The 24,690-nt window shown below is 44.2% G+C and carries 32 protein-coding genes; 28 read left to right on the top strand and 4 right to left on the bottom strand.

All coding sequences use genetic code 11. The features are described 5' to 3' along the window. Positions 1 to 77: 77 nt before the first annotated feature. Genes sctV through ACMHKJ_RS07845 form a run of 3 tightly spaced genes read right to left on the bottom strand, consistent with a single transcriptional unit; the run spans position 78 to position 2,932 of the window. Positions 78 to 2,237, bottom strand: a complete 2,160-nt coding sequence (gene sctV, locus ACMHKJ_RS07855; RefSeq protein ID WP_413492907.1) for a type III secretion system export apparatus subunit SctV — start codon at positions 2,235 to 2,237, stop codon at positions 78 to 80. Beyond that, a complete protein-coding gene (locus ACMHKJ_RS07850; protein ID WP_413492906.1) occupies positions 2,230 to 2,556 on the bottom strand; it encodes a hypothetical protein in 327 nt (108 codons plus the stop codon). Before ACMHKJ_RS07850 ends, sctV begins: the two co-directional genes overlap by 8 nt. Positions 2,557 to 2,560: 4 nt before the next feature. Further along, entirely contained in the window at positions 2,561 to 2,932 is a 372-nt protein-coding gene (locus ACMHKJ_RS07845) for a hypothetical protein (RefSeq protein ID WP_413492904.1), read from the bottom strand. A gap of 218 nt (positions 2,933 to 3,150) precedes the next feature. Here ACMHKJ_RS07845 and ACMHKJ_RS07840 point away from each other — a divergent pair, with 218 nt between their 5' ends. The 19 genes from ACMHKJ_RS07840 to ACMHKJ_RS07750 all read left to right on the top strand — a co-directional run bounded on the left by ACMHKJ_RS07840 (position 3,151) and on the right by ACMHKJ_RS07750 (position 17,632). After that, complete coding sequence (locus ACMHKJ_RS07840) at positions 3,151 to 4,470, top strand: FliI/YscN family ATPase (protein ID WP_413492903.1); 1,320 nt, start codon at positions 3,151 to 3,153, stop codon at positions 4,468 to 4,470. Then, positions 4,467 to 4,859 (top strand): hypothetical protein, encoded by a 393-nt coding sequence (locus ACMHKJ_RS07835; RefSeq protein WP_413492901.1) that lies wholly within the window; start codon positions 4,467 to 4,469, stop codon positions 4,857 to 4,859. Before ACMHKJ_RS07840 ends, ACMHKJ_RS07835 begins: the two co-directional genes overlap by 4 nt. Further along, on the top strand, positions 4,859 to 5,692 hold the full coding sequence (locus ACMHKJ_RS07830; RefSeq protein WP_413492900.1) for a hypothetical protein: 834 nt from the start codon (positions 4,859 to 4,861) through the stop codon (positions 5,690 to 5,692). Before ACMHKJ_RS07835 ends, ACMHKJ_RS07830 begins: the two co-directional genes overlap by 1 nt. Continuing rightward, a complete protein-coding gene (locus ACMHKJ_RS07825; protein WP_413492898.1) occupies positions 5,693 to 6,598 on the top strand; it encodes a FliM/FliN family flagellar motor switch protein in 906 nt (301 codons plus the stop codon). Next, positions 6,595 to 7,242 carry a type III secretion system export apparatus subunit SctR gene (gene sctR / locus ACMHKJ_RS07820; RefSeq protein WP_413492896.1) on the top strand — a complete coding sequence of 216 codons (648 nt, stop codon included), beginning with the start codon at positions 6,595 to 6,597 and terminating at the stop codon, positions 7,240 to 7,242. The genes ACMHKJ_RS07825 and sctR overlap by 4 nt, the downstream gene beginning before the upstream one ends. Continuing rightward, positions 7,242 to 7,496 carry a type III secretion system export apparatus subunit SctS gene (gene sctS / locus ACMHKJ_RS07815; protein ID WP_067360733.1) on the top strand — a complete coding sequence of 85 codons (255 nt, stop codon included), beginning with the start codon at positions 7,242 to 7,244 and terminating at the stop codon, positions 7,494 to 7,496. The genes sctR and sctS overlap by 1 nt, the downstream gene beginning before the upstream one ends. Next, entirely contained in the window at positions 7,493 to 8,278 is a 786-nt protein-coding gene (gene sctT, locus ACMHKJ_RS07810; protein ID WP_413492893.1) for a type III secretion system export apparatus subunit SctT, read from the top strand. Before sctS ends, sctT begins: the two co-directional genes overlap by 4 nt. 13 nt (positions 8,279 to 8,291) lie before the next feature. Beyond that, entirely contained in the window at positions 8,292 to 9,371 is a 1,080-nt protein-coding gene (locus ACMHKJ_RS07805; RefSeq protein ID WP_413492892.1) for an EscU/YscU/HrcU family type III secretion system export apparatus switch protein, read from the top strand. A 422-nt stretch (positions 9,372 to 9,793) separates the two neighbouring features. Then, a complete protein-coding gene (locus tag ACMHKJ_RS07800; RefSeq protein WP_413492890.1) occupies positions 9,794 to 10,618 on the top strand; it encodes a helix-turn-helix transcriptional regulator in 825 nt (274 codons plus the stop codon). 99 nt (positions 10,619 to 10,717) lie between these two features. After that, positions 10,718 to 11,452: a hypothetical protein gene (locus ACMHKJ_RS07795; protein WP_413492888.1), complete on the top strand. Its 735-nt coding sequence runs from the start codon at positions 10,718 to 10,720 to the stop codon at positions 11,450 to 11,452. Continuing rightward, the gene (sctC, locus tag ACMHKJ_RS07790; RefSeq protein WP_413492887.1) at positions 11,382 to 12,971 is read left to right on the top strand and encodes a type III secretion system outer membrane ring subunit SctC; all 1,590 of its coding nucleotides are present in this window, start codon (positions 11,382 to 11,384) and stop codon (positions 12,969 to 12,971) included. The genes ACMHKJ_RS07795 and sctC overlap by 71 nt, the downstream gene beginning before the upstream one ends. Before the next feature lie 402 nt (positions 12,972 to 13,373). Further along, positions 13,374 to 14,189: a hypothetical protein gene (locus ACMHKJ_RS07785; protein ID WP_413492886.1), complete on the top strand. Its 816-nt coding sequence runs from the start codon at positions 13,374 to 13,376 to the stop codon at positions 14,187 to 14,189. 187 nt (positions 14,190 to 14,376) lie between these two features. Then, on the top strand, positions 14,377 to 14,631 hold the full coding sequence (gene sctF, locus ACMHKJ_RS07780) for a type III secretion system needle filament subunit SctF (RefSeq protein ID WP_413492885.1): 255 nt from the start codon (positions 14,377 to 14,379) through the stop codon (positions 14,629 to 14,631). Next, positions 14,628 to 14,984, top strand: a complete 357-nt coding sequence (locus ACMHKJ_RS07775) for a YscG family type III secretion protein (RefSeq protein ID WP_413492884.1) — start codon at positions 14,628 to 14,630, stop codon at positions 14,982 to 14,984. The genes sctF and ACMHKJ_RS07775 overlap by 4 nt, the downstream gene beginning before the upstream one ends. Further along, on the top strand, positions 14,981 to 15,355 hold the full coding sequence (locus ACMHKJ_RS07770; RefSeq protein WP_413492883.1) for a guanylate kinase: 375 nt from the start codon (positions 14,981 to 14,983) through the stop codon (positions 15,353 to 15,355). The genes ACMHKJ_RS07775 and ACMHKJ_RS07770 overlap by 4 nt, the downstream gene beginning before the upstream one ends. A gap of 2 nt (positions 15,356 to 15,357) precedes the next feature. Further along, a complete protein-coding gene (gene sctI / locus ACMHKJ_RS07765; protein WP_413492882.1) occupies positions 15,358 to 15,675 on the top strand; it encodes a type III secretion system inner rod subunit SctI in 318 nt (105 codons plus the stop codon). A 1-nt stretch (position 15,676) separates the two neighbouring features. Continuing rightward, positions 15,677 to 16,456, top strand: a complete 780-nt coding sequence (gene sctJ / locus ACMHKJ_RS07760; protein WP_413492881.1) for a type III secretion system inner membrane ring lipoprotein SctJ — start codon at positions 15,677 to 15,679, stop codon at positions 16,454 to 16,456. Beyond that, a complete protein-coding gene (locus ACMHKJ_RS07755) occupies positions 16,440 to 17,063 on the top strand; it encodes a SctK family type III secretion system sorting platform protein (RefSeq protein ID WP_413492880.1) in 624 nt (207 codons plus the stop codon). The genes sctJ and ACMHKJ_RS07755 overlap by 17 nt, the downstream gene beginning before the upstream one ends. After that, a complete protein-coding gene (locus tag ACMHKJ_RS07750; protein WP_413492879.1) occupies positions 17,009 to 17,632 on the top strand; it encodes an HrpE/YscL family type III secretion apparatus protein in 624 nt (207 codons plus the stop codon). Before ACMHKJ_RS07755 ends, ACMHKJ_RS07750 begins: the two co-directional genes overlap by 55 nt. On the opposite strand, the gene ACMHKJ_RS07745 is transcribed toward ACMHKJ_RS07750, so the two are convergent. Beyond that, positions 17,629 to 18,369, bottom strand: coding sequence for a cyclase family protein (locus tag ACMHKJ_RS07745; RefSeq protein ID WP_413492878.1), 741 nt, complete (start codon positions 18,367 to 18,369; stop codon positions 17,629 to 17,631). The two genes, ACMHKJ_RS07750 and ACMHKJ_RS07745, sit on opposite strands and share 4 nt — an antisense overlap. 212 nt (positions 18,370 to 18,581) lie before the next feature. Between ACMHKJ_RS07745 and ACMHKJ_RS07740 the strand changes: the two genes are divergently transcribed. The 9 genes from ACMHKJ_RS07740 (at position 18,582) to ACMHKJ_RS07700 (ending at position 24,659) form a co-directional block, all read left to right on the top strand. Then, positions 18,582 to 18,872, top strand: a complete 291-nt coding sequence (locus ACMHKJ_RS07740; protein WP_413492877.1) for a putative quinol monooxygenase — start codon at positions 18,582 to 18,584, stop codon at positions 18,870 to 18,872. 680 nt (positions 18,873 to 19,552) lie between these two features. Then, entirely contained in the window at positions 19,553 to 19,861 is a 309-nt protein-coding gene (locus ACMHKJ_RS07735) for a helix-turn-helix domain-containing protein (RefSeq protein WP_413492876.1), read from the top strand. Positions 19,862 to 20,046: 185 nt separating this feature from the next. After that, complete coding sequence (locus tag ACMHKJ_RS07730) at positions 20,047 to 20,592, top strand: fimbrial protein (RefSeq protein WP_413492875.1); 546 nt, start codon at positions 20,047 to 20,049, stop codon at positions 20,590 to 20,592. Between the two features lie 73 nt (positions 20,593 to 20,665). Further along, a complete protein-coding gene (locus ACMHKJ_RS07725; RefSeq protein ID WP_413492874.1) occupies positions 20,666 to 21,391 on the top strand; it encodes a fimbrial biogenesis chaperone in 726 nt (241 codons plus the stop codon). Next, a complete protein-coding gene (locus ACMHKJ_RS07720; protein WP_413492873.1) occupies positions 21,375 to 21,926 on the top strand; it encodes a fimbrial protein in 552 nt (183 codons plus the stop codon). Before ACMHKJ_RS07725 ends, ACMHKJ_RS07720 begins: the two co-directional genes overlap by 17 nt. A 23-nt stretch (positions 21,927 to 21,949) precedes the next feature. Then, positions 21,950 to 22,528, top strand: a complete 579-nt coding sequence (locus tag ACMHKJ_RS07715) for a fimbrial protein (RefSeq protein WP_413492872.1) — start codon at positions 21,950 to 21,952, stop codon at positions 22,526 to 22,528. Positions 22,529 to 22,545: 17 nt separating this feature from the next. Beyond that, entirely contained in the window at positions 22,546 to 23,124 is a 579-nt protein-coding gene (locus ACMHKJ_RS07710; RefSeq protein WP_413492871.1) for a fimbrial protein, read from the top strand. Between the two features lie 13 nt (positions 23,125 to 23,137). After that, complete coding sequence (locus ACMHKJ_RS07705) at positions 23,138 to 23,908, top strand: fimbrial biogenesis chaperone (protein WP_413492870.1); 771 nt, start codon at positions 23,138 to 23,140, stop codon at positions 23,906 to 23,908. Next, a complete protein-coding gene (locus ACMHKJ_RS07700; RefSeq protein ID WP_413492869.1) occupies positions 23,895 to 24,659 on the top strand; it encodes a fimbrial biogenesis chaperone in 765 nt (254 codons plus the stop codon). The genes ACMHKJ_RS07705 and ACMHKJ_RS07700 overlap by 14 nt, the downstream gene beginning before the upstream one ends. The last annotated feature ends 31 nt before the right edge of the window (positions 24,660 to 24,690 follow it).

The following is a 24,690-nucleotide window of genomic DNA, read 5'->3' as shown; positions in this document are numbered from 1 at the left end:
GACTGAAATACTGTCAGACAGTGTTTTTTTTATTATTTTTTCATTTTCCATGCGAAGAATAATAAGGTGAAAACCCCTTAATTTATGTCATTATCCACCTGCGAGTTTATCACTTCATCGATTTTTACTCTGCCAAGAGGCTGAATATTCATCGTCGGTAGTAACTCCTGATAAGAAAGAACCGGTAATGCCTCAAATTCCTGCTCAATAAATCGTTTTACATAGCGGCGGATATCCCGTGATACAATAAGCACAGGTTTATTCATCATTTTTTGTAAATCCCCCAGCATCGCTTTCATTACCGTCAATAATGTTTCATGTACCGCCGGCGGCAGAGCCAGATAACTGCCGGAAATAGTCTGCCTGATATGACTACGGATAAGATCTTCCAGTTCGTGATCATATAAAAAGGCCGGCAGAACATGATTGCCATTACTGTATTTGTGGCAAATATAGCGGCTCAATTCACCCCGTACATATTCAGTCAGCATAATAATGTCTTTTTCATTTTGTCCCCACGTAGTCAGGGCTTCCAGAATGGTGCGCATATTACGGATAGAAATATCCTCCGCCACCAGACGTTGCAGAACATCCGTCATTTTATAGAGCGGAACCACCCGCTGAGCTTCCCTGACTAATTCACTAAAACTGCCTTCCATCTGTTCAAGTAAATAGCGGGTTTCCTGAATACCAATAAAATCAGCCGCGTATTTTTGTAATATAAACGCCAGATGCGCTTTAATAATCGCCATAGAAGATAAACAACGTAAGCCGGTTTTTTCTGCGCGCTCCGATCCCTTCAGCTCAATCCAGTAAGCCGGCGAACCATCAAACCATGCTTCGCCGTTCTCATACTCAATACCGAGCATAGTCAGTTGCTTCTCCTCTTCTCTCACCAGTAACTTATCTTCCGGTAAAAGCCCCTTTCCGACCGGAACCTCCTGTAAGAAGATCCGATAAGAATCAGCCGGGACATGCTCAGAAAAATGCAGATAAACACCGGGAAACGGGACACCCAGTGAGAGATAGAGACTGCGGCGCAGTTGTACTAAAGCCTGATTAAAATCATCGGCATATAATCTGTCATGTAGTGATGTGCTGAACTCCATCAGCAGCGGTACAGTAAGCGCAAATGTTTCCGGTTCAGCCAGTGCATCATCACTGTTGCCGGGTTTTGCCGCCTGATTTGCAGAACGCAGCACCGGGGCTCCGGCACCACCCGCTACCGCCGCACTCAGTGATTGTTCCTGCCCCCCGGCCTGATGCCGTATCCGGCGCTTTAACAGATATCCTCCGCCCGTTAATATCAGTGCCAGGATCATAAATGTCAGTACCGGAAATCCGGGAACCATACCAAACAGGAAAAGTAAAAAACCTCCAACCTGCAAGGCCTGCGGCTGTCCGGTTATCTGACGCCCGATATCATTCCCGAGGTCAGCTGAATCTTCGGAAGAAACGCGTGTAACAATAATACCAGACGTAACCGCAATTAATAATGCGGGGATCTGAGAGACCATTCCATCCCCGACGGTCAGAATACTGTAGAGTTGCAGGGCATCCCCCGCCGCCATTCCTTTTTGCCCGGTACCGATAGCCAGCCCGCCGAGAATATTGACACAGATAATCACCAGCCCTGCGATAGCATCACCCTTGATAAATTTCATTGCGCCATCCATCGAACCGAACATCTGACTCTCTTTTTCCACTTCCCGGCGCCGCTCGCGGGCTTCATCCATGTTGATAACGCCTGCGCGCATATCACCATCAATACTCATTTGTTTGCCCGGCATCGCATCAAGGGAGAATCGGGCGCTGACTTCTGCCACCCGTTCAGCACCTTTGGTGATCACCAGAAATTGCACCACCGTGATAATAAGGAAAATAACAATGCCCACCACCAGATTGCCACCGACAACAAATTCACCGAATGTCGCCACAATTTGCCCGGCATCGGCTTCCAGCAGAATCATCCGCGTTGTACTTACCGCCAGCGCCAGACGGAAAAGTGTGGTCACCAGCAGAACAACCGGAAATGCAGAGAACTGTAACGGAGACCGGATATACACCGCCATCATCAGTAATGTGATTGATATCATCATATTGATGGCAATCAGAATATCGAGGATAAAATCCGGTAGCGGCAGGATCATCATAAAAATAATAGCCAGCAATAACAGCGCGAGAAAAATATCCTGCCGGCCGGCAATACGCAGAAGCAGTGAACGGGGATCAGCCACAGCACACCCGTTTAATCAGATAACGGTAATAGACCTCCAGCGCTTCACTATGCAGACCATCCTGCTGAAAAGCCAGCGCCTCACACAGCAGCAGATTAGCATCACAATATCCTCTCTGATACAGCAATGCGCACTGAAACAGCGCTTCCTGCCCCTGTTTATCTTCAATTAATGCAATAATTAATATTTTGCGGGCGCGGATATGATCCGGCTCATAAATAAGTAACGTGCGTAATAACGTAATGCTGTTATTAATAAACCCATACTGAAATTGTAGCCAGGATTGCTGGAGTAACACTTCAATTTGTAATTGATTCATGACATTACACTTTTATCATTAAATTTTTGTGGGATAGCAGGAGTAACGTATTTTCAAGTAATGAGCTTAGGATCGAAAAAGCAGCGATGATGTCAGGATCAGACTCCGGTTTTATTAATAAACAGAGATCACTTAATAATTCATAAAATAATGCCGGTTGTCCGATCAACTGCGGATCAATTACCGGCTGTATGGCGAGATACAACCTTGCACGTATATCTGCGCCGTCATACAGCGCTGCCAGTACCGGCGGAAAATGTCCGCTGAATTCTGCGGATGGCACCGTTTTCATTGCAACAGGTGTCATTGTGGCTGACATTTCCTGCGGATCACTTTCCGGCAGGATAGCCCCGTAAGCAGGAATACTATTAATCATCAGTCACCTCCTCTGAAAGGATATATCCAACGTCATTCAGGATGCAGCCAACGAACCTGCAGTCTGAATGAATAAGGATATAACGGCATTTCCTCAAATATATCCCGACAGTTATATCCGCTTATTTTTATATTTCATTTACTGTTTTTACTAAAATTGCCTCCATGACTGTCAGCCTGACCGGTTTATTTCAGTCAGACTGACCCGGAGGAGTTTTCATGACAATAACCGCACTACGTACCCGCCTGAAACAGCACCTGCAGGACATCACCGGTAATACATTTTTTACCCTCCACGGACGGGTGCTCAGTGTTACCGGTACATTGATCCGCGCATCAGTCAGTCACGTTAAAATCGGTGAAATCTGTCTGCTGCTGACACAAAAAAACCAGCTGAAAGCCGAAGTCGTCGGGCTGGATGGTCAGGATGCGTTACTCGCACCTTACGGGGAACTCACCGGTATTTCTGCTAATACAGCGGTCACAGCAACCGGCTCCCCATTGCAGATTGCCCTGTGGCCTGCGATGACAGGGCTAATTCTCAACGGCCTGGGGGAATCACTGACACCCGTTACGCTGCCACCGGATGTCTCGTACGGATTACTCAATAATCCCCCGCCGTCGGCACTGAACCGGAAGATGATTACCACACCGCTGTCTCTGGGCATCAGAGCGATTGATGGTCTGCTGACCTGCGGAGAGGGGCAGCGTATGGGTATTTTTGCGGCAGCCGGCGGCGGAAAAAGTACACTGCTGGCAGCTATTATCCGTAATACACAGGCAGATATCTGCGTATTGGCACTGGTCGGTGAGCGCGGACGCGAGCTGAATGAGTTTATTGAGCACGACCTCGGTGAAGAGGGGCTGAAAAAAGCGGTACTGGTCGTTTCAACCTCAGACAGACCCGCCATTGAGCGCGCCAAAGCCGGTTTTACTGCCACGCGGATAGCGGAATATTTCCGTGACAGGGGGAAACGGGTACTGCTGTTGATGGACTCAGTCACCCGGTTTGCAAGGGCACAACGGGAGATTGGATTAGCCGCCGGAGAGCCGCCCGCCCGGCAGGGATATCCGCCATCGGTTTTTGCACAGTTGCCGGTGCTGATGGAAAGAGCCGGACAATCTGACAAAGGTTCAATTACCGCCCTCTATACCGTTCTGGTGGAAGGTGACGACCTTAATGAACCGGTAGCCGATGAAACCCGCTCGATTCTTGACGGACACATAGTCCTGACCCGCAAACTGGCGGAGATGCAGCACTATCCTGCCATTGATGTTCTGAAATCGGCGAGCCGTGTAATGAACCGGATAATCCCCGAAAATCAGAAAAAAGCAGCCGCTTCCATAAAGACGGTTCTTGCTCAGTATGATGAACTGGAATTCCTTATTCAGCTTGGTGAATATGAGCCCGGTAAAAATCCGGATAATGACAATATAATCCGCAGATACCACGCCATTATGCACTGGCTGAAGCAGGGTACTGATGAATCCCGGGATTATGCTCAAACCTGCCGGGAAATCACGGAGTCCGCATTATGACCGGAGCAGTTAACCGCAAACACGCCCGTATTCTGCGCTATTACCGGCATCAGTCGGAACAGACAGAAGCTCAGCTGACTGCCGCACGCAAAGCCCTGCAACAGTTGGGCAGTCAGCAGGCAGAGCTGGAGCAGCATAAAGCGGCACTGCTCCTGAGCCACTGCGCAATCACGGCTCATTTCAGCATTACAGCGGACACACCGGCCTGCCGGCTGAATACTCTCTGTCAGCAGTTAAGTGACCTGAATACCGATAAAGAGCGTGCTGAAAGTGCACTCCGGGAACATGCGCAGATAACAGAAGCCGCGCAGATACATCTGCACGTTCATCAGCGCCGCCTGAAACAAATTGATGTGAAACAACAACATATTTTCCGGTGTTTTCCCTGATGGCGCATTTTTTATCATTTATGCCATTCGTGATGCCATCCGCCGGCACGCTTCTCTCACCCGCCCTGAAACCGGCAGCGCGGATACCCGGCACAGTGACAGCAACGACTGCCGAAGTCCGGCTGTTTTTATCGGTAATGCGGAACGGAAAAACACCATTATTATCTGAAAAATTGCCCCAACCCACTGTGCCGAAAAAATCTCCGGCATTTTTATTACCGACTCACGTTTTATCTGACATAAAACAGAGCGGTAATACAACATCAAAAGCGAAAACAGTACCGGATACTGCCGGTAACACAGGCAAAAAAGAGCATGAATCACAAAACAAAACCGCGAGATCCGGATTCAGTAAAATCCCGGACAAACAAGAACTGCGCTTGATCCAAAATATCACTGCTCAATGTATTGCCCGGCGTGATACAACAGAAAAAACTCATCACCACAGAGACAATATTACAGATATCCCTGCTGATACGGCGTTTCCGGCTGACACCACAAGGGTCACAACCCATCTTCACATCAAACAGGCAGATGTTATTACCCGTATCAGTGAAACACTGGTAACCCGGATCTCCCATATTTCCCGGTCAACAGAAACACTGAGCACCTGCAACGCAACCTTCCCGGCACTGGGTGAGATTAATTTCACTATCCGCAGCCGGCCTGACGGATTGCATATACACATTCAGTGTCCGACCGGCGGACAGGCTTTTCTTCAGTCCTGCCTTCCTCAGTTACAGGAACGACTGGCGCAAAAAATTCCGCAACCCGTGACGATAACGCTGACAGGCAATACGTCCGGATCACCCGCCTCCGTAAGGCGCAAATAAATGACTAACAAGCTGAGCTGCCCGGTCATCATTCTCAGTGAACAGGATATTGCTGCCATCCACCTGCGGGAACATTATCAGACTCACTATAACGCCGGGACAAAGAACGCAGACGTTTGTTATCAGACACAAACAACCGAACTGACACTGGCTGTCAGCCGGCAGGGACATAGCGGGTTTATTTATTGCTCTTATGCTGATATGGCTATTTTACTGGAGGATACATTATCAGGTACGGATATCCGTCTGCTGCCGGATGAAATACTGATTGCGTTAGTATCCTCATGGCTAAACACATTTTCAGCCGGGCTATCTATCCGGAAAATAACAAAAGAAGAACAGGAAATTACCGGCGCCTCTGTTATTTACTCCGGTGCTATTTTTATTTTCTCTGATATTTCACTGATTCATTCACACCTTAAATCCATTCCTGACTCTATAGCTCAAATACCCATTAAAATTCGCCTTTGCTCTCCCGCTTTTTATCTTACCTACAGTGAGATACTGACATTACACGCTGATGACCTGATAATCAGTCCGCTGGCAGATAATAACGGCGCGGTTTCAGTATATTATCGGCACTACTCTGTTGCAGCAGGTATACAGCTTTCAAATAAGGTGGCTATCCGAAAAATGACAACGCTCTCCCGGCACCATAAATCATTATTACCGCTGAAAGGCAGACTTTATTTTGAGCTGGCTGAAACGGAGATAAGCCTGGCTGAACTCGCCGGAATGAAAACGGATTCGTTAATTGAATTAACTGATAAAACAACAAATTACATCCGTGTTTTTTGTGATGAAACGCATATTGCCAATGGCATACTTGTCTCTTTTCAACAACGACTGGCGGTCCAGATAAAAGAATTCACCGGCTTACAGGCCGCTCCCGGCACCGGCTCATGAATTTATCTGATCCTATATTTTTGATTGCTCTTCTGGCATTTATTTCTTTTATACCCGTTATTATCGTGACCGGCACTGCATTTATAAAAATAGGGATTGTACTCTCACTTCTTCGTAATGCGATTGGTATTCAGCAAATTCCCTCTAACCTCACTATGCATTCTTTTGCGCTGATCCTGACATTATTTGTCATGGGACCGACACTGTTTGATATTAAAGAAATTATAGATACTGAAAAACTGTCCGGTGACCCCATTTACCTTGCAGACACCGTTATGCGGGCAGGTGAAATATATAGCCGGTTCTTAATAAAAAATACAGCGCCGGAGAGCCGGCAATTTTTTCAGCAAACCATCCAGACTATCTGGCCGGAGAAATATCATCCCGCACAGGATAACCCTCCGTTCTATATTCTGTTGCCTTCATTTACACTCAGTGAGCTCATCAGTGCATTTAAAATCGGTTTCTTACTGTATCTGCCATTTCTCGCCATCGATTTTATTATCTCAAATATTTTACTGGCGATGGGAATGATGATGGTATCCCCGATGACAATATCCCTCCCCTTAAAATTACTCTTATTTATAATGATTAATGGCTGGGAAAAACTAATCCGTGCTCTGCTTTTCAGCTACCACTTCTGATGATGGATCCACAACTGCTTTTCTATGCCGGGAAAATGCTCTGGCTGATTTTTATTCTGTCACTACCGACAATTCTGGCTGCCACTATCGTCGGGGTACTCGTGGCAATTGTGCAGGCTATTACACAGATTCAGGAACAAACACTGGGTTTTCTCTGTAAACTCACCGCTGTGATTATAACCTTGTTTATGACACTGAGCTGGTCAGGGCAGCAATTGCTGATATTTTTTAATCAGATATTTGCACTGCTATGATGGTATTCACTGACCTTATTTATCCGTTTTTTGTGTCACTCTTTCTGGCGCTGCCCAGGCTGTATGGTTTTTTTTTACTACTGCCGATGATGAATAAATCGCTGTTCGGGCACCGCCTCATCAATCATGCCATTGTATTATCGCTGGGATTTCTTATCAGGCAGCATCTGCCGGCACCCTTACCCGAAATGAGTACATGGTTTTTTTTCTTCATTATTATCAAAGAATTTTTTACCGGATTGTTATTTGGTATCATTACTGTCATTCCCTTTTGGGCAATGGAGGCGGCGGGACAATGTATTGATCAGCAACGCGGGGCAACCACCGGCAATATACTGAATCCGCTTTCCGGTCAGCAGGCATCTCTGACCGGAATTTTCTTCTCTCAGTATCTGATCCTGTTTTATCTGACGTCCGGCTTATTTTTTCAGTTAATTGCTTTATTTTTACACGGATTTATCTGGTTTCCGGTTTTCAATTCACAATTTATATTTCCGTCCACGCTTATTTCATTATTTTTTGGATTAATCACACTGTACAGCCACGCCGTTATCAATTTTGCTCTTCCGCTGATCATTCCCATGTATCTGACTGAAATTGCGCTGGCTTTCGTCAATAAATTCGCACCGGCATTAAATGTTTTTGTGATTGCGATGCCGGTAAAATCCGCTGTCGCACTCTTTTTCGCAACCGGCTATGTAATGATAGCGAATGACCCGCTGACGGCGTTGATAAAACAAACATTCACACTCATTGCCGCTCTCAATTTTCCACTATTATGAATTTAAAAAAACAATGAGCGGAGAAAAAACTGAACAACCCACCACTAAAAAACGCCGTGATAACCGCAAGCAGGGAATGGTTTTTAAAAGCCGCGAATTACTGCTTTTTCTGACCTCATTGTGTCAAATTACCGGTCTGATATTTTTTGCACCTCAATTGTATGCCGGTTTTTATGTACTGTTACAATATGTACTTGAACAGTCCGTTACCGGGTCATTTACTTTTGTTATCTCTCATACTGCCACCCTGTTTGTTCAGGAATTACTATATCCGTTACTTTTTCTCGCCGCGATATTTATAGCAGGGATTATTATCAGCCATGTTATTCAGTTTGGTTTGCTGATGAATATATCTGCACTGAAAGTTGATATCAGTAATATCTCACCACATAAAGGTATTAAAAAAATCATATCTCTGAATAATGTGTGGGAGTTTATTAAATCAGTTATTAAAGTAAGTTTACTGGCTGTACTGCTTTTCCGGGTTCTGCTCTATCATTATCCGGCATTCAGCCGGCTGATTACCGTTAACATTCACGAGAATCTTGTTGTCGCCCATCATATAGGGATGATATTGCTTTATCTTTTTTTCACCGGACTGCTCATCATTGTCCTGACAGATTTTGTTATTTCGCTGTACGGACACCGTAAGAAAATGATGATGTCACAGGAAGAGATTAAAAATGAATATAAGGAATCTGAAGGAAACAGTGAGATAAAAAGCAAACGCAGGCAAATTCATAAAGAGATACAGCAGCAGGATATGCGAACTACGGTCAAAAAATCCCGGTGTATTGTTGTCAATCCAACCCACTATGCCGTTGGCATTGACTACCGCGAAGAGAAAACTCCACTACCCGTCATTACCTTTAAAGAACAGAATGATATTGCTCTCACTATCCGCCGGATAGCCCGTGAGGAAGGTATCCCCCTCATAGAAAAAAAATATCTGGCCCGTTATCTTTATCGTTTTGGTCATACCGGCAGTGCCGTTCCCCCCGCGACCCTGGAATTAATAGCAGAAATTCTGTATTGGCTGGAAAAAAGCGATAAAGATAAAGCCGAATTCACAGATTGTCACTACAACAATTAGTTGTAAATAAAAACAATAATGTAACATTTAATGAGGTAATAAATACAATACATAAGAATTCATTCATAAAACTTACGGTATTTTTATTTAAATCATTTCTAACCTGCTAATTCCTTGTGTTTTGTTAAAAACAGCGCACTTATGTTTATTTTTTTGTTTTAATAACGTTGAAGCAGTAACTGTCTTGCAAAAACCAATTAACACATTTACCTAATTAATGATTAATTAATCATCTGATTATGACTTAATTTATTCACCATGTGAATAAAGAACCAACCAAAGCCATAAATAAAGCCACTAATGCCATAAATTTACCTATAAAAGTAGAAAGCATCGTGATTAGCTATATAATTATCTATATTGAATGGATTGAATCTGTTCCTCTTATTTTATTACACAGCATTTTTCACTCAGAGATGCCTATGAATTTATATACTTTACCCGATAGTAATACTATCAACATACAGCCTGTTATTATTGATTCATCAGACTTCAATATTATTGAGCAACAGGAAAAGGGATTATACATCCTTATTTCCGGATCAATGAAATGGCAGGACTGCACAAATTCGTTCACGTTGAACATGAATGAGGTTATCTTCTCAAATCAGGGAAGCTATGCTTATCAGCATATATCCGGCCAGATTTGTTTATTATGGATACCTCTCAGCAGTAATTTTTTACGCGATTTTCTTCAGCGGTTCTCTGATACACTGAGTCATTTACAGCGGATCTCAGAACCAACATCCGGTATTATCTGTTTTTCACATTCAGATATGATGGAAGAGAGTATTACAGGGCTATATAATGCCCATAAGAATAATACACCCCCTGCACTAATGAAATTAAAGCTGGAAGAGCTATTACTCATTGTTGCACTCAGTGACCAGGGAATACGGTTGATGTCCGTATTACGCCAATTAAGTAATCGCCAGGCTGAGCGCTTACAGACATTCATGGAAAAAAACTACCTTAATGACTGGAAGTTAAATGAGTTTTCCAAAGAATTCGGGATGGGACTGACAACATTTAAAGAGTTGTTCGGCTCAGTTTACGGTACATCTCCACGCGCATGGATAAGCGAACGCCGACTTTTATTTTCTCATCAGTTATTACTTAACACACAGATGAGTATTGTGGATATCTCAATGGAAGCCGGATTTTCAAGCCAATCCTATTTTACACAGAGTTACCGTAAACGCTTCGGGTTTACACCAAGTAAAACCAGATCTAATCATGTTATCTGACGAATAGTGATAAAAAGGTAAAATAAAAATCACACTAATATAGTAATAGTTCTGCTAGGCTACCCTTTTGATGTACTTTATATTTAACCAGAGGGAATTATGCTTAATAAAACTAAAGATACTGTATTTTTGTCCGATAATGAAATTCATACATTTGATGAACTATACGATGAAAACTATTTATTATCAAAATATATTTGTCGTAAAAACACAGATAAATTAAAAGAAACACCGTGGTTCAAGCGAAAGAAAAAATGGAATATACCTTTCAGGTATCATGACTTAACCATAATAAGAGAATCCATACGTCGCCACCCGGATAATTGGGTTGATTATCTGGCTGATACTATCCAATTATCCGAATCACGCTATTGGATTGATTGGCTGATTACAGAAACCTATGAATACTGGTTAAATAACAACCATGGTGATATCAATGTATTAAAAAATAAATATCATAAATATAATACCGCACGAAATCAGTTATCTGCATTGATAATGCTCTATAAAAAAAATGTGATACTGATCGGGGAAAACCGGATTACGCAAATGGAACAAAAATTAGCTGATTGCAACAATAATTTGTCTCGCCTGAGAATGGATATAGATAAATTAAGTCAGTCGGTTCCGTTTACTCAGCGTGATTTTTATGATGCATTACGTGCGGCTATTTATCACAACAATGTACTGCAACATTCCGCTGTTCCGGAAGAGTTACAAACAGTTATTGATTCCATTCTGTTACTGAAAGAAAATAATAATAATGAATTTTTGCATAAATGGTTATATCAGAGAAATATCTGCCTGCGTGGTGACATATTGCACTGGTACTGATCTAATACGGAGAAAATATTATCTGGCAGGGCATTATTTAGCAGGGATAGTAATATTCCTGCTTTTTTCTGTTTGCCGGGCCGCTTCTTTTACATCAGAGGAACCTTACAGTTTTATTGCAAACAATACCCCATTAACTGAGGTGCTGAAACATTTTGCAGACAACAATGACATTCAGTCAGACATCAGCCCTGATATTACCAGTTTTGCCAACGGGCACCTGACGGCAGATACCGCAACAGAATTCCTGGATAATATCTCCCGCCTTTACCGCCTGGAAACCTATTTTTATAACAATACATTATATGTCAGTAAAAAAAACAGTAACCGGACACAGAACATCCGGCTGAAATCGCTCACAGCCGGACAGGCACAAGCACTGTTGCAGGAAACTGACATCGCAGATAACCGCTGGAAAATGACAACCAGTACACCGGACCAGCTCCGGCTATCCGGCCCGCCTGCATATATTAATTTAGCCCGGCTGATAATTGATGCCAAAGAAAATGAATTAAGTGAACAGCGCCGTTCCCCGGAACAAACTATTGCTATTATTCCGCTCAAATACAGTTCTGCCGTGGACCGGGTTATTCAATACCGGGACAGTAAGATAACCGCGCCGGGTGTTGCCACTATTTTGTCACGTATTCTTTCCGGCCCTGTTCATCTGCCCGGTTATAAATCGCCCGAAGGACAAAGTGCATCTCAGGGTGTAATAAATGCCGACCCGACGCTGAATGCCATTATCCTGCGGGATATACCGGAAAAAATCACCTTATATAAAGAATTAATCCGGCAGTTGGATATTCCTACATCACGAATAGAAATTGCTTTATATATTATCGATGTGGATACACAAAATGCTGAATCCCTCGGTATTGACTGGGGCGGAACACTCAGCAGCGGAAATACAAAAATCAGTATTTCATCCACATTATCACCGCAGGGTTCGGCTATCGGTACATTACTTAATCAGACCGGTCTGAATCAATTACTGGCAAATGTTCATCTGCTGCAAAGCAAAGGCTATGCCCGGATGGTATCACGCCCGATAATTCTGACCCTGGAAAATAACCCGGCACTGATCGACCATAATGAAACCTATTATGTCAAAATCAACGGGGAACGGGTTGCTGAATTAAAAAGCATCACTTACGGCACACTTTTACAATTAACACCGCGCATTATCCGGGAAACAAAAAATACGCTGCTGGATATGACACTGCATATTGAGGATGGCAATCAAAAAACAGGAAATAGCAGTAATGATGCTATCCCGACCATCAGCCGGACCGTTATTGATACCATTGCGCGGGTTGAATTAGGACAATCACTGCTGATCGGCGGTATTTACCGTGATGAAGAACGGAAAACAGAATCACGGGTTCCGTTACTCGGTGATATTCCCTGGCTTGGCGCACTATTTCGCAGTGAAACAGTACAAGATCGCCAGGCAGTCCGGCTGTTTATTATCAAGCCACGGATTATTGACTACGGCAAGCCATCCCCGCCGTTATAATAGAATGCTACTTTTATTTGTCATACTATGAAAGTTACTTTGTCTGTTTTATCGGGTCTGCATCGCGGTGCGGTGGCACATTTTACAGTGCAGCCCTCCGGCAATACATCCATAGTGATAGGATCTGATGCATTTAATACTGATATCACTTTACTGGACCCCGGCATTAAACCGGTACACTGGCGTTTAACAGCGGATAAAAAGGGTCTTTGCCTCAATGAAAATAGCGGCAATACCCCATTGTCACAGGGATCACATGACATTCAATCCGGTGATTATATTTTATACGGGAAACCATTTGAGTGCGCGGGGATCAGTCTGGCAGCACAGTGTGTATCCGCCGAAAAACCATTTTATCGCCGGAAAGCTGTTATTGTTATCAGTTCCATAATACTGATTATATTGACTATTTTAGTCTTTTCCAGTCGCCCCCCAGCCTCCGCCATATTGACCGAACGGTTTTTATCCACGGAACCTTATCATTGCCTTTCATGGGGAACAATAGATAACCGATTGATTATAAGTGGTTTTGTAACGACCAGTGCGGAGAAAAAATTAATATCCTTTTTTAAGCAACAGGATATTTCTTACCGGCTGAGTGTCATAACCCAGGATACTGAACAACGCAAATTGAATGACTGGCTCAATTCTCAATCCAATAATCATCTGACTGCCGAATTGAGTAATACCTGCGGACACCTTGAAATTCAGGGAATACGGGCGCCGCACCAACAAGATGAGTCACTTACCGATGTGCTGCCGGTAATGCTCATGTCATCAGAAGAATCTATAGATGACAATTCAACAATCACTGACGAATACATAAAAAAGTTAGATTCACTGATAAATACTCTTCAACTCAACAGTGTTATCCTCGATTTTACGTTTTCAGCGCAATTATTTAGTGTCACTCTCAGCAAAAGTGCAGATAATACAGTTAAAAAACAGTTAGATATACTTCTTGACGAATTTAATCAGGATTTTAAATTTAATTACCAGCTGGATATCCGGGTGCGACCGGTCAATAAACCCAAACTGGTTGTCAGAGCAATTTCACTCGGAAGAGTACCTTACGTTATTTTGCATGACGGGAAAAAATATCCGGCTGGCTCTGACCCCGACAAAGATACCCGGATTATTTCTATAAATAAGGAGCAGATGGTGTTGTTGTATAAAAATGAACGGTACACCATCACATTCACCGATGATAAAAAATAATGATGCGTTTGACTGTCTTATAAAAAACCATGCTGTATTTCTGATGCGAATACAAAAGTTGCAATCAGAGAATATTGCCCGGCTGTCTGCAGCAAACAGTAAACATATTTTTTATCAGCTCCGGATAAAATCAGATGCATTGACGGCAGCTGAAATTATTCTGCATACATTATGTTAGAGGGAACTTATGCCAATTATTTTTGATCCATCCAGGCAGGGAAGCATACTGGATGAAATCCTGCTCAGTTTAAAAGACCAGGCTCTGGCCAATGAAAATGAACTGAAAGACGCTATTGAAAATTTAAAAAAGAACCCTGACAACCCTGCTTTGTTACAGGAACTGCAATACAGGACAACTAAATGGAGTCTTGTTTTTAATACTGCATCATCATTAGTGAAATCTATGAAAGATATAATGCAGAATATATTACAAAAAATATGAAAGACTATTCGGATGAGCGCTTTCTCGCTGAAATTTCTCTGGCCGGTATTCTTGCAGGGAAATATCAGGAGGCAGAAAGTATAGCTACCTGGCTGCTGACTCAGGATGAAAAATACCATGAAAGTGGAAAACTAATCTTAGTTACATCCTGGCATGCCTGCAAAAGATATACCGATATAATTAATTTATTATCCGAAGAGTGCTCTGCATCTCTGCTGCCGTTTAAAGCATTAAGTGAATACCATATTGGTTTGAATCACACTCTTAAAAATACAATAAAAACATTAAAATCCGACGGAAATAACGAATTAATGGCGTTTGTCAAACAATTTGAAGAGGATTTATTTTTATGAAAAAACATGTGGAAAATATAACTGAAACACCAGAAAAAGAAGATAACCGCCAATTATTATGGCAAAAACTAAAACATACGTCTCCGGAAAGCACAGAGTATAATTACCTGTGTGATGCTTTACTGGCACCTGTTATTTCTGACCTGAAAAAATTCAGTTACGCTGAAAAAATTGACAGAGAAACATTATCAGAAATTTTATTAAGCTATGATGAATATGGTGTCCGCCAGGAGTTTATTTTATCGAGACTATGGCAGGCGTTACCGGAATCACTAGCTGATAGTGATCTTAACTGCCTGATATCCTCAGAACTTAATCAACAGATTTCAGTCAATAATCAACTGGCCTTCAGCCAATGCAATTTCCGGTAATAATGATGATCTCTGCCCCCCGTACACACACCCTTCCACTGACGGATCTGACTGTATCGCCGGAAGATAACACATTTACCACGATACCACCGGCAGAGGAAACATACTCACTGAAGACACTGTTTGATAGTTTTTATCAGTCAATCAAACAGGATACGGACAAAATTGCATCATTGCACAATAGTGATGCACTTACATCTCCGGATGCATTACTACAGACCCAGTTGGCTCTGGCAAAAATTCATTTCCGTGAAGAATTACTGGCCAAAACCGTCGGGAAGGTAAGTCAAAATATCGATATGATGATAAAAAGTCAGTAACATGAAGATCCCTGTTCCTTTTTATCATCCTGTATTCCGCTGTATAATACTCTGTGTTATTGCATTGTTGCTCACTGCCTGTAAAACAGAATTGTATAGCGGATTACCACAAAAAGAAGCGAATGAAATGTATTCTCTGCTGCTGGAAAATAATATTATTGCAGAAAAAAAATCCGGTAAAGAAGGAAAAACATCTTTATTGGTTGAAGAATCCCACATCCCGAAGGCTATCGAAATATTAAAACAACGTGGTTATCCACGCGGACAGTTTCAGTCTCTCAATGATATTTTTACCGGTGACAGTTTAATTCCCAGTCCGCAGGAACAGGCTGCAAAGCTTAATTATGTCAGATCACAGGAGTTGGCACAGGTATTATCTGATATTGATGGTGTTATCACTGCCAGAGTTTTATTTACCCGACCTGAATTTAAAACAGATTCAGACACACCTTCTGAGAATTTAGTCAGTGCTGCCATTTTTATCAAGTACTCCCCTGATATTCCTGTATTTCATTACCGGGATCAAATTAAACACCTGGTTAAAAACAGCATTCAGGGACTCACCACAGAGAATATCAGTCTGACACTCATACCCGCTATCACAGCAAAACCGGTTATTACCACACCTGAATTACGAACACTTATGAATATACAAGTGACAACGGGCTCTTACACTAAGCTACTCAGTTATGCTACCGGATTTATTATCCTGTTTATTTCCTCACACCTGCTGCATTTTTTTCTGAATAAACGAAAGTTCCGTCATGAGCGCTCTGACTGATTTTCAATTTCGTTTTTGTCCGGTCGTTTATTGCCATCCGGATCACCTGAATACGCTTACGCAATATCAGCAATTTGCAACGCTGCCGGATAAATATACACAGCCGCGGCTCAACAAACTGTTATTTGACTCTTTTTCACTCACGGCAGATGCAGATGAATTAACTACTTTACAGCAGGCGATTTTACTCAGCAACACTGAATTACAACGCTTTCTGACTTTTTGTGGCAGTTGCTTTTATCTCCGGGATCTGACTACCCGCTGGCCGGTTCCGGGACTCCGGCGCCCGTTCATCGCATTGACTACGCAAGATACCGCATTGCTGCTGCGCTGGAAGTCAGGATTATTATTACCGCTGCAACACTACCAGCGCTCACTCACGGATACACCTGATGATGAATCAATCATCCATGTAACAGGTCAGCAACTGTGGTTTTATCTGATACAAGAGAGTAGTCTTCAATTTCGCCGGCGGGCTGAACTGCGTTTTCCTGTAACCGTTTCCCCGCCGGTACATTTTCCGGATGAACTTACACCACTACTGAATACATTATGCCTGACGATACTCCGCTCCCTGACACAACCAGCCTGCCATTCAGCCGTCTGACAACCGACACATATACCCTGACAGCCGCGCCTTGTATTATCCGGGCGGCAGACTACAGGTTATTGCAGGATAGTGAGACACTGAAATCTGATACGGAACAGTTGCGCCTGCAAATGCAGAGCGGACTCAATGATGAAATGGCTGCCCGCCGAAAGAATGCAGAAGAAGAACTGGCCTGCGCGCGGACACAAATTCTGCTGGAAACCCGGCAACATTGTCGGGAGGTTATCACACAGCTCGATGCGGAGATAACCGCACTTGTCTGTCATACGATACACATCCTGCTGGAGGATGCCCCGGCACAAAACCGTCTGCGTGCTGCACTGCGCGGTGGATTGCGCCGGACAAACCCGCAATTTTCGCTGATACTGACAGTCCATCCTGATCAGGCGGATTTTCTGCATCAGTGGCTGACAGCAGAAGAGACCATACCGCTGCCGGAAGATATTTCTGTTGATACGGACAACTCACTCCTGCCGGGCGACTGTCTTATCCGCCAGGGAAAACAGGTTATTCATGCCACCCTGGAGAATCAGCTGACGGTACTGAAACGTATTTTTCCGGCTTAGTCCGGCAAAACAGCAAATGACCGGACAGGGAATCCTCCTGCATTGTCCGGTTTTGCCACGATATTAAAAATCACCGCGCCTTTTGCCGGAACCTGATCCAGGTTAGCCAGTAATTCTATCTGATACGCATCCTGATCCAGAACAAAATATTCGGCCTGCAATACCTTGTTTTTACGAAAATCCACCGCAGAATCGGTATCAAATGTCTCATGCCCTACCGCACTTATGCCGCGCTCACGGAACAAAAATTCCAGTGCATCCATTCCCCAGCCCGGAATATGATTGTGTCCGTCGGCATCTTTATTATCCATCAGTGCCTGTGATGGCCAGCGTTTACTCCAGTCTGTCCGTAATGCCACAAAGCTGCCCGCATCAATACGTCCGTGCTCCTGTTCAAATGCCAGAATATCCTCAGCCGACAGGGCAAAATCAGGATCCTGCTGCGCCCGGGCAGACTGATCAATAACCACCAGCGGCAACACTAATTCTTTCAGTTCCAGCTCATGCACAAACCGCCGCCCCTGAACAAAGTGGCAAGGTGCATCAATGTGCGTGCCGTATTGTCCGGGAAACGTAAATTGCTGGGCAAAAAAGCCATCCTGATAATCAAATAATGTTTTAAATTCTGCCGGATCAAACATAAAGAAGTGCGGTGAATCAGCGCTGAAAGCATGAGTTAAATCAACCCATTTTTTCGATTTTAACAGTTCGACGGCGTCAATTAATGATGATGACATCAGGCTCCCCTTATAATGTACTTTTTAATGTGATGTGTTTTTTACCTTTATCCATTCAAACTGCTGGTTCGTTGGTTACGCTCTGCCCACCTCTCTGCAATTGAATGACGCTGGGTGTATACTCTTGTGTATCAACTAAATCTACACGGCATGGTGCATAAATTCAGTTGCAGATATTTCATGACTATCCGTGCACAAATAAGGAATAAGAAATGTTAAAAGTGATCGCTGAAGATTTCATGCAACCGGATGCTGTTGAAATCCTGATGCCGATGTATGAGGAATTAGTCGCCGCCACCCGTAAAGAGCCACTGTGTATCAGTTACGATCTGTTTGTTGACCGCAAAGATCCGGGGCATTTTGTGTTTATTGAAACCTGGCCTGATCAGGCGGCACTGGATATTCATTGTGCCAGCGAACACTTTCAGCGCCTGGTGCCGGCTATCAATAAATATCAGCGGGACAACCCGCGCTTTGTTCTGATGAACAGCGCAGTTGAATAAAACCGGCGGGGCAGAATAACCGCCCCGTATTCTCTTTATTCTTGTCGCTATCTGTGTGCGTTACCAGGGTAAATAACCTTTTACGGGATCATGGTTGGCGGGGTGACTGACAGTAAATTATTTATTTCTGATAACATTATACACACAAAAAGTCATATCCCGGTTTTAGCTCTGAAACGAAACGCAGGCAGGGCAAGGCCTGACAGCGAATATGACACATAATGATACATACAGCCACCAAATGTGTCTGATGTGTGTTTTTTTCTTAAAAAATTAAATATACGCTATATTATTTTATTTTAATTACCTTGAGTGGATTATTTAAGAATTAAATATCGTTAAATTCCAAATTTAACGAAATGATAAAGACAAAATAAAACAGACGCACCATCATGATTTATAACATAAAATTCACACCTCAATGAAACTATTCCGCTTGTTTACAATTTTGATGAGTAACCAACTAAACAAATAACGACTATTGCATTGAGACCTTTATCACACGTAGAATTAACACATCCGAAAAGCACCGCTAAATTAATGTAATTTTTATTTTTTTGGTTTCTCTTTTATGTTTTTTTTCATTCTTTTTATTGTGTAAACAGCACGACCAATTTGAAGTCACTTATTTATTTTAAAGGCACCTAATTATGTCCGGTATGAAAAAACGGGACTCCGGAATGATTAATAAATCTGCCGGAGCAGTTATCCGTTTATTGCGTAAAAAAAAACAATTATCCGGTTATGAGTTTGGTCAGCTGACAGGATTAAGTCAGCAACAGATATCACGTTACGAGCGTGGCAGAAATCACCTGACATTAAATTTGCTGATAAAAATGCTGATAGTACTTGATGTTACGCTGGAGGATTTCTTTTACCAGCTCAGCATCGTGTGTGGTTTTGCGGATACCAGGGATATGCTGTCCGTGTACGACAAACAGAGTATCACGACTGAATCTACTACTGATGATGAAGAAGAATACCTGTAAAAATTAATGTTATTACGGACTGAACATTAATTTATATAATTATTTTTGATATGTGAAAACATCAAAATAATTAAGCAAATACAAAACAATGACATCAATAACATTATTATCTTTAAGGGATAATTAATGCCCGTTGTCTCGCCTGCATTTTTTATTTTTAATTAGAATATTGATAGGAATTTTATATGACGTTTAAAACTCAATTACTTTCTGTTGCACTGATTACCGGTATGTCTGCTGTCAGCCTGAATGCGGTTGCCGCACCATCATCGGAAGTCACTCTTCAGGGCATCCTGACTGATACCACCTGTGACGTTACCATCAACGGCGGTAAATCTGTTCTGAACGTGGGTGTATTCAATACCAAAGTCGGCGGTCCCGATGCCAGCTTCACCGCGGCAAATGCAATCACAAATCAGCAGGTTGATATGCCGGTTACTCTGACCGGTTGTGCAAAAGGCGAAAACGGTGAATTGATTGTTCAGGGCGTTACATCCACCGGTAACAACGAGCAAAACGTCTTTGTTGCCCAGGATACCCAGACTACCGGCTTTATGATTCAGGACACTAACGGTCAGAGCCTGACTAATGGTAAAGGTGCAATTGTCGCCCTTGATGCAGAAGAAACCAGCGGTCAGTACACATTTAAGGTGGGTATGGCAACAACCAACAGCACTCCTGTAGCCGGCGCTTACAGCGCACCAATCCTGGTTGCTTATATCGTTAACTGATACGGCATACCTGTTGTTCCGGCAGAGCGGTCTACCGCTCTGCCTTGTTCCTGTGAGTGACACGGAGAGAAATATGAAAAAATTCACTGTAATTCAGTACATTATCGGAAGTTTGGTTTTACTCTCCGCATCAGCCTCCGCCGGGATAGCCATTGATAACACCCGGGTTGTTTTTCAGGCAGCCGACGACACCACAGGGAAAAGTGTCGGGATCACCAGTTCATCAAACTCGCTGACGCCCTATCTGGTCAAAACGCAGATATTGCAGACACCAACAGGCGACAATGCGGATACCCCGTTTTTAGTAACACCGTCTCTGTTCCGTCTGGAACCGGGATCAACCAACCAAATCCGGATTATGAAAAAACCCGGCGGATTACCGCAGAATAAAGAATCTGTCTTTTATTTGCGCACCATCGCTGTACCGGCCGGTGAAAAAGACAACAACAATCAACAGAGCCATATCGGCGGTACGCTACAGGTTTCAACCGGTAATGTTATCAAATTATTTTATCGCCCTGCCGGTCTTGGCATGACGCAACAGCAGGCGATGCAGTCACTGCAATTTTCAGCTGCAGGAAACGGACTGAAAGTCACCAATCCGTCACCGTATTACGTCTCTCTGGACACACTGAACATTGGCGGACGTAAGGTTGCGATGAGTATTAAAAACGGCAGCACCATGATAGCGCCGTTTGCCAGCAATACCTTCGCCAACGCACCGCATCAGGGACGCGCAGAATGGAAAGCTATCAATGACTACGGAGCAACGGAGGTGTTTTATGGTCAGGTCCGGTAAATTGCTGCCGGTGCTGTGCCTGGCGCTGTTCAGTGCATCACTGACCGCCCGTGCTGACATCACCGAGATCAGTGCAGTTATCACCGACGATATCGGGTGCGGCATGACAGTTGCGTCTGTACTTAAATTTACACCGCAGCGCACATCTGATTTTCAGGGCGCGGTGACAACACATGAAATCAAACCGTTGCAGGCTGTTTTTACCTGCACCGGTAAAACAGGGAAACTGACACCCAAAGTCACATTACAGGGGAATACCCCTTACAACAGCGATACCGTTTTTCTGGATGGTACACCCAACAGCGCCGGTTTTATGCTGCGCCTGAGTGAGGGACAGACGTTGTCTCTGAGTGATTTTTACGATACAGGCAAAGCGATTAAACGCGGCAAACAGATCTTGCTCAGTCCGGTGAATGCTGAAAATCAGTACCGGACAGAAGAAACCTTCCTGGTCGGACTGGTAGGTCCGCTCGAAGGGCCCGCAACGGCGGGCGAATTTTCAGCAGCACTCACGTTTAACCTGATATTTCAGTAACCGATTGATAGCGGAACACCATTATGCATTTGATTAAAAAGTTATTTTTTGTTTTTTCCCTGCCGGTCGCACTGAGTTTAAGCTTACTTCAGAGTGCGCAGGCAGCCACTTCTGCGACAACGGCCTTTACCGCCACCATTGTCGGCGGTGCCTGTGATATCAGCGCACCACCGACTGTGTCCGTTAACAGCGGTGCTGTCATTGCAGCAGAAGATATCGCCGCCGGTACCGGTCCTGAAGCCTCTTTCAATCTGACCCTGTCAGGCTGCAAAGGGTATGGTCTGGTGCCGTCAATCACACTGGAAGGTGATGTCAGTAATACATCAGGAAAACCATTATTTCTCAGTAATACCAGTACAACCAAAGGGTACGGTATTTTGCTGGCCACAAAGGGTAATACCAATTTCAAGATGAGTGACAACCTTGCTGCTGATATGAAAATCACCGCAGGAAATAAAACATGGGCCACCACAATGGCGTCATCACTGAACGGAACGATCCCGGTTACAGCCTCAGTCAGCTGCGGCGACTGTGCAGCTGATGCCGATATTCAGGGCGGCGAACTAAAAGCCTCTGTTGCCTTTAAATTTGAATATAACTGACCGCGGGCTACATACCCATGATGATGACACCTGAATTACGTATTTCCGCCCTGGCAACAATGCTGTTTTTATCCCTGTCCGCAGCCCGGGCGGGCAGCAGCTCGCAGGTGATTAACTTCAATGCCACGTTTTACGGCGGCAGTTGTGAAGTTACCGCTCCGGCAGAACTCCCGTTTGCTGACGGCGCACCGGTTGCCGATGATTCCATCCCGGGTGATAAACGTTTCCGGCAATTCAGTGTCACCCTTTCCGGCTGTCAGGGGTATTTTATGGCGCCAAAATTATCCGTCTCCGGAAAAACCATAACCGGCAGCGGTGGCACACCATTATTTGCGGATACCGCCAGTACCACAAAAGGGTATGGCATCCGGCTGGCTACCGACGGAAATACCATTTTTGCGGCAAACAGTAATACTGCCGACAACGGACTGATTAAGGCAAAAAACTGGCCGGCGGCCGGCAATAATGCTGTCACGGCACTTAACGGTCCGCTGGAATTCAAAGGCTATTTATCCTGCGGAACCTGTACGCCTGCCTCCGGTTTACAGGGCGGTGAGCTTAAAGCAACTGTCACTTTTGCCTTTTTATACGACTGATACCGGGGATGTTATGAAGACAATCCATTTTTTCCGCCACTTACCCGCAATACTGACATTAGCCCTGGTGTCGCTGACAACCGCTGCACACGCCGCAGAAGGCGGACTTCGTCTGGGTCAGACACGCGTGATATTTAACGGACAAAACAACAGCGCCAAAGCGGTCATTAAAAATAATGGTCAGCAGGTGTATCTGATTAAAGCAGAAGTGATGAACACGCCGGATGGCAATAATCCGCAGTTAATAACACCGCCTTTTATTGTCACCCCGCCGATGTTCCGGCTGGAAAAAGAGAGTATCAGTACCGGGTTGATTGTCCGCAACGGCACTGCACAGTTACCGGCAGATCGGGAATCTGTTTTTTATCTCAGCCTGCTGGCGATCCCCGCAGTCAGTAAAACCGGTACGCCCGGGGAAAATATGACCAGCGCACAGGTCTCTGTCGGGATCCGCAATGTGATTAAATTATTTTACCGCCCGGCAGGATTGAAACCCGGTTTTCAGGAAGCTGCGGGAAAACTGACCTTCCGCCAACACGGCGGGCAGATTCAGGTGAATAACCCGACGCCGTACTATCTGACTCTGGCGGAACTTTCAGTTAATCAGCAGCCGGTCAATGTGCGGGATGCCAATCCGATGATAGCGCCCTTCTCCGCTAATACTTACGCGATCAGTGGTACGTCATCACAGGCACAGTGGTCTGTTATCACTGATTTCGGTGATGCCGGTCAGACCTTTACAGCAGTGGTAACGGCGGGAGAGTTCACACATGCGTCTCCGTAATATTTACAGCATTGTCAGTCTGTTGTCTGTTCTGAGTGTCAGTGCGGCACCTTTTCCTGCCACCGCCGGAAACATCGCCTCCTCACAGGACGGGATCACGCTCAGTACAACGCGGGTCATTTATCCGGGTGACGCCCGCAACGGCATTACGTATACGCTGACGAATAATACTCTGCACCCGTTTTTATTGCAGTCACGGGTAATTTTACGCGATACGGAAAAACAGCAAAACAGTAATGATGCGGAACAAACACCCTTTATTGTGCTGCCGCCATTAACGCGTTTTGAACCGGATACCGCCCTGACCCTGCGGATCCGCCTGACAAAAAATACATTGCATCATGATCGCGAGTCTGTTTTCACACTGGCACTCAATGCGATTCCGGCACAACAAAATAGCGATGAGACACAAACCAGTCTGGTGATGAGCACACAAAATAATTTAAAACTGTTTTACCGCCCGTCCGGTTTGCCACCAGCGGATATTGAACAGATTGCAAAACAAATTGAATTCCGGCGCAGTAATAACGAGCTGACGGTTAAAAACCCGACGCCGTTTTACATCACGTTTAATACGCTTTTTATCGGAAACACAGAAATTGAATTAGGTAATAACCGGATGATGGCTCCTTTTTCTGAACAGAAATGGTCACTGCAACCGGGTGTTTCCGGCGACATCCGCTGGCAATTAATAACTGATGATGGCAGCGCGGGTAAGACAACCAGCCGCCCGCTGAATTCCGCCCGATAACACATAATAAGCATAAAAAATCAACCCGTTT

Source organism: Morganella psychrotolerans (genome assembly GCF_965118875.1).
Lineage (GTDB): Bacteria > Pseudomonadota > Gammaproteobacteria > Enterobacterales > Enterobacteriaceae > Morganella > Morganella psychrotolerans_C.
The sequence above is the reverse complement of the archived record's forward strand: the minus strand, read 5'-3'. Positions and strand labels throughout refer to the sequence as shown.

What these genes read in the sequence shown, in the direction of transcription:
- ACMHKJ_RS07850 (WP_413492906.1), bottom strand. Translation starts at nt 2,556, where the DNA reads ATGAATCAATTACAAATTGAAGTGTTACTCCAGCAATCCTGGCTACAA.
- ACMHKJ_RS07845 (WP_413492904.1), bottom strand. Translation starts at nt 2,932, where the DNA reads ATGATTAATAGTATTCCTGCTTACGGGGCTATCCTGCCGGAAAGTGAT.
- ACMHKJ_RS07840 (WP_413492903.1), top strand. Translation starts at nt 3,151, where the DNA reads ATGACAATAACCGCACTACGTACCCGCCTGAAACAGCACCTGCAGGAC.
- ACMHKJ_RS07835 (WP_413492901.1), top strand. Translation starts at nt 4,467, where the DNA reads ATGACCGGAGCAGTTAACCGCAAACACGCCCGTATTCTGCGCTATTAC.
- ACMHKJ_RS07830 (WP_413492900.1), top strand. Translation starts at nt 4,859, where the DNA reads ATGGCGCATTTTTTATCATTTATGCCATTCGTGATGCCATCCGCCGGC.
- ACMHKJ_RS07825 (WP_413492898.1), top strand. Translation starts at nt 5,693, where the DNA reads ATGACTAACAAGCTGAGCTGCCCGGTCATCATTCTCAGTGAACAGGAT.
- sctR (WP_413492896.1), top strand. Translation starts at nt 6,595, where the DNA reads ATGAATTTATCTGATCCTATATTTTTGATTGCTCTTCTGGCATTTATT.
- sctS (WP_067360733.1), top strand. Translation starts at nt 7,242, where the DNA reads ATGATGGATCCACAACTGCTTTTCTATGCCGGGAAAATGCTCTGGCTG.
- sctT (WP_413492893.1), top strand. Translation starts at nt 7,493, where the DNA reads ATGATGGTATTCACTGACCTTATTTATCCGTTTTTTGTGTCACTCTTT.
- ACMHKJ_RS07805 (WP_413492892.1), top strand. Translation starts at nt 8,292, where the DNA reads ATGAGCGGAGAAAAAACTGAACAACCCACCACTAAAAAACGCCGTGAT.
- ACMHKJ_RS07800 (WP_413492890.1), top strand. Translation starts at nt 9,794, where the DNA reads ATGAATTTATATACTTTACCCGATAGTAATACTATCAACATACAGCCT.
- ACMHKJ_RS07795 (WP_413492888.1), top strand. Translation starts at nt 10,718, where the DNA reads ATGCTTAATAAAACTAAAGATACTGTATTTTTGTCCGATAATGAAATT.
- sctC (WP_413492887.1), top strand. Translation starts at nt 11,382, where the DNA reads ATGAATTTTTGCATAAATGGTTATATCAGAGAAATATCTGCCTGCGTG.
- sctF (WP_413492885.1), top strand. Translation starts at nt 14,377, where the DNA reads ATGCCAATTATTTTTGATCCATCCAGGCAGGGAAGCATACTGGATGAA.
- ACMHKJ_RS07775 (WP_413492884.1), top strand. Translation starts at nt 14,628, where the DNA reads ATGAAAGACTATTCGGATGAGCGCTTTCTCGCTGAAATTTCTCTGGCC.
- ACMHKJ_RS07770 (WP_413492883.1), top strand. Translation starts at nt 14,981, where the DNA reads ATGAAAAAACATGTGGAAAATATAACTGAAACACCAGAAAAAGAAGAT.
- sctI (WP_413492882.1), top strand. Translation starts at nt 15,358, where the DNA reads ATGATGATCTCTGCCCCCCGTACACACACCCTTCCACTGACGGATCTG.
- sctJ (WP_413492881.1), top strand. Translation starts at nt 15,677, where the DNA reads ATGAAGATCCCTGTTCCTTTTTATCATCCTGTATTCCGCTGTATAATA.
- ACMHKJ_RS07755 (WP_413492880.1), top strand. Translation starts at nt 16,440, where the DNA reads ATGAGCGCTCTGACTGATTTTCAATTTCGTTTTTGTCCGGTCGTTTAT.
- ACMHKJ_RS07750 (WP_413492879.1), top strand. Translation starts at nt 17,009, where the DNA reads ATGCCTGACGATACTCCGCTCCCTGACACAACCAGCCTGCCATTCAGC.
- ACMHKJ_RS07745 (WP_413492878.1), bottom strand. Translation starts at nt 18,369, where the DNA reads ATGTCATCATCATTAATTGACGCCGTCGAACTGTTAAAATCGAAAAAA.
- ACMHKJ_RS07740 (WP_413492877.1), top strand. Translation starts at nt 18,582, where the DNA reads ATGTTAAAAGTGATCGCTGAAGATTTCATGCAACCGGATGCTGTTGAA.
- ACMHKJ_RS07735 (WP_413492876.1), top strand. Translation starts at nt 19,553, where the DNA reads ATGATTAATAAATCTGCCGGAGCAGTTATCCGTTTATTGCGTAAAAAA.
- ACMHKJ_RS07730 (WP_413492875.1), top strand. Translation starts at nt 20,047, where the DNA reads ATGACGTTTAAAACTCAATTACTTTCTGTTGCACTGATTACCGGTATG.
- ACMHKJ_RS07725 (WP_413492874.1), top strand. Translation starts at nt 20,666, where the DNA reads ATGAAAAAATTCACTGTAATTCAGTACATTATCGGAAGTTTGGTTTTA.
- ACMHKJ_RS07720 (WP_413492873.1), top strand. Translation starts at nt 21,375, where the DNA reads ATGGTCAGGTCCGGTAAATTGCTGCCGGTGCTGTGCCTGGCGCTGTTC.
- ACMHKJ_RS07715 (WP_413492872.1), top strand. Translation starts at nt 21,950, where the DNA reads ATGCATTTGATTAAAAAGTTATTTTTTGTTTTTTCCCTGCCGGTCGCA.
- ACMHKJ_RS07710 (WP_413492871.1), top strand. Translation starts at nt 22,546, where the DNA reads ATGATGATGACACCTGAATTACGTATTTCCGCCCTGGCAACAATGCTG.
- ACMHKJ_RS07705 (WP_413492870.1), top strand. Translation starts at nt 23,138, where the DNA reads ATGAAGACAATCCATTTTTTCCGCCACTTACCCGCAATACTGACATTA.
- ACMHKJ_RS07700 (WP_413492869.1), top strand. Translation starts at nt 23,895, where the DNA reads ATGCGTCTCCGTAATATTTACAGCATTGTCAGTCTGTTGTCTGTTCTG.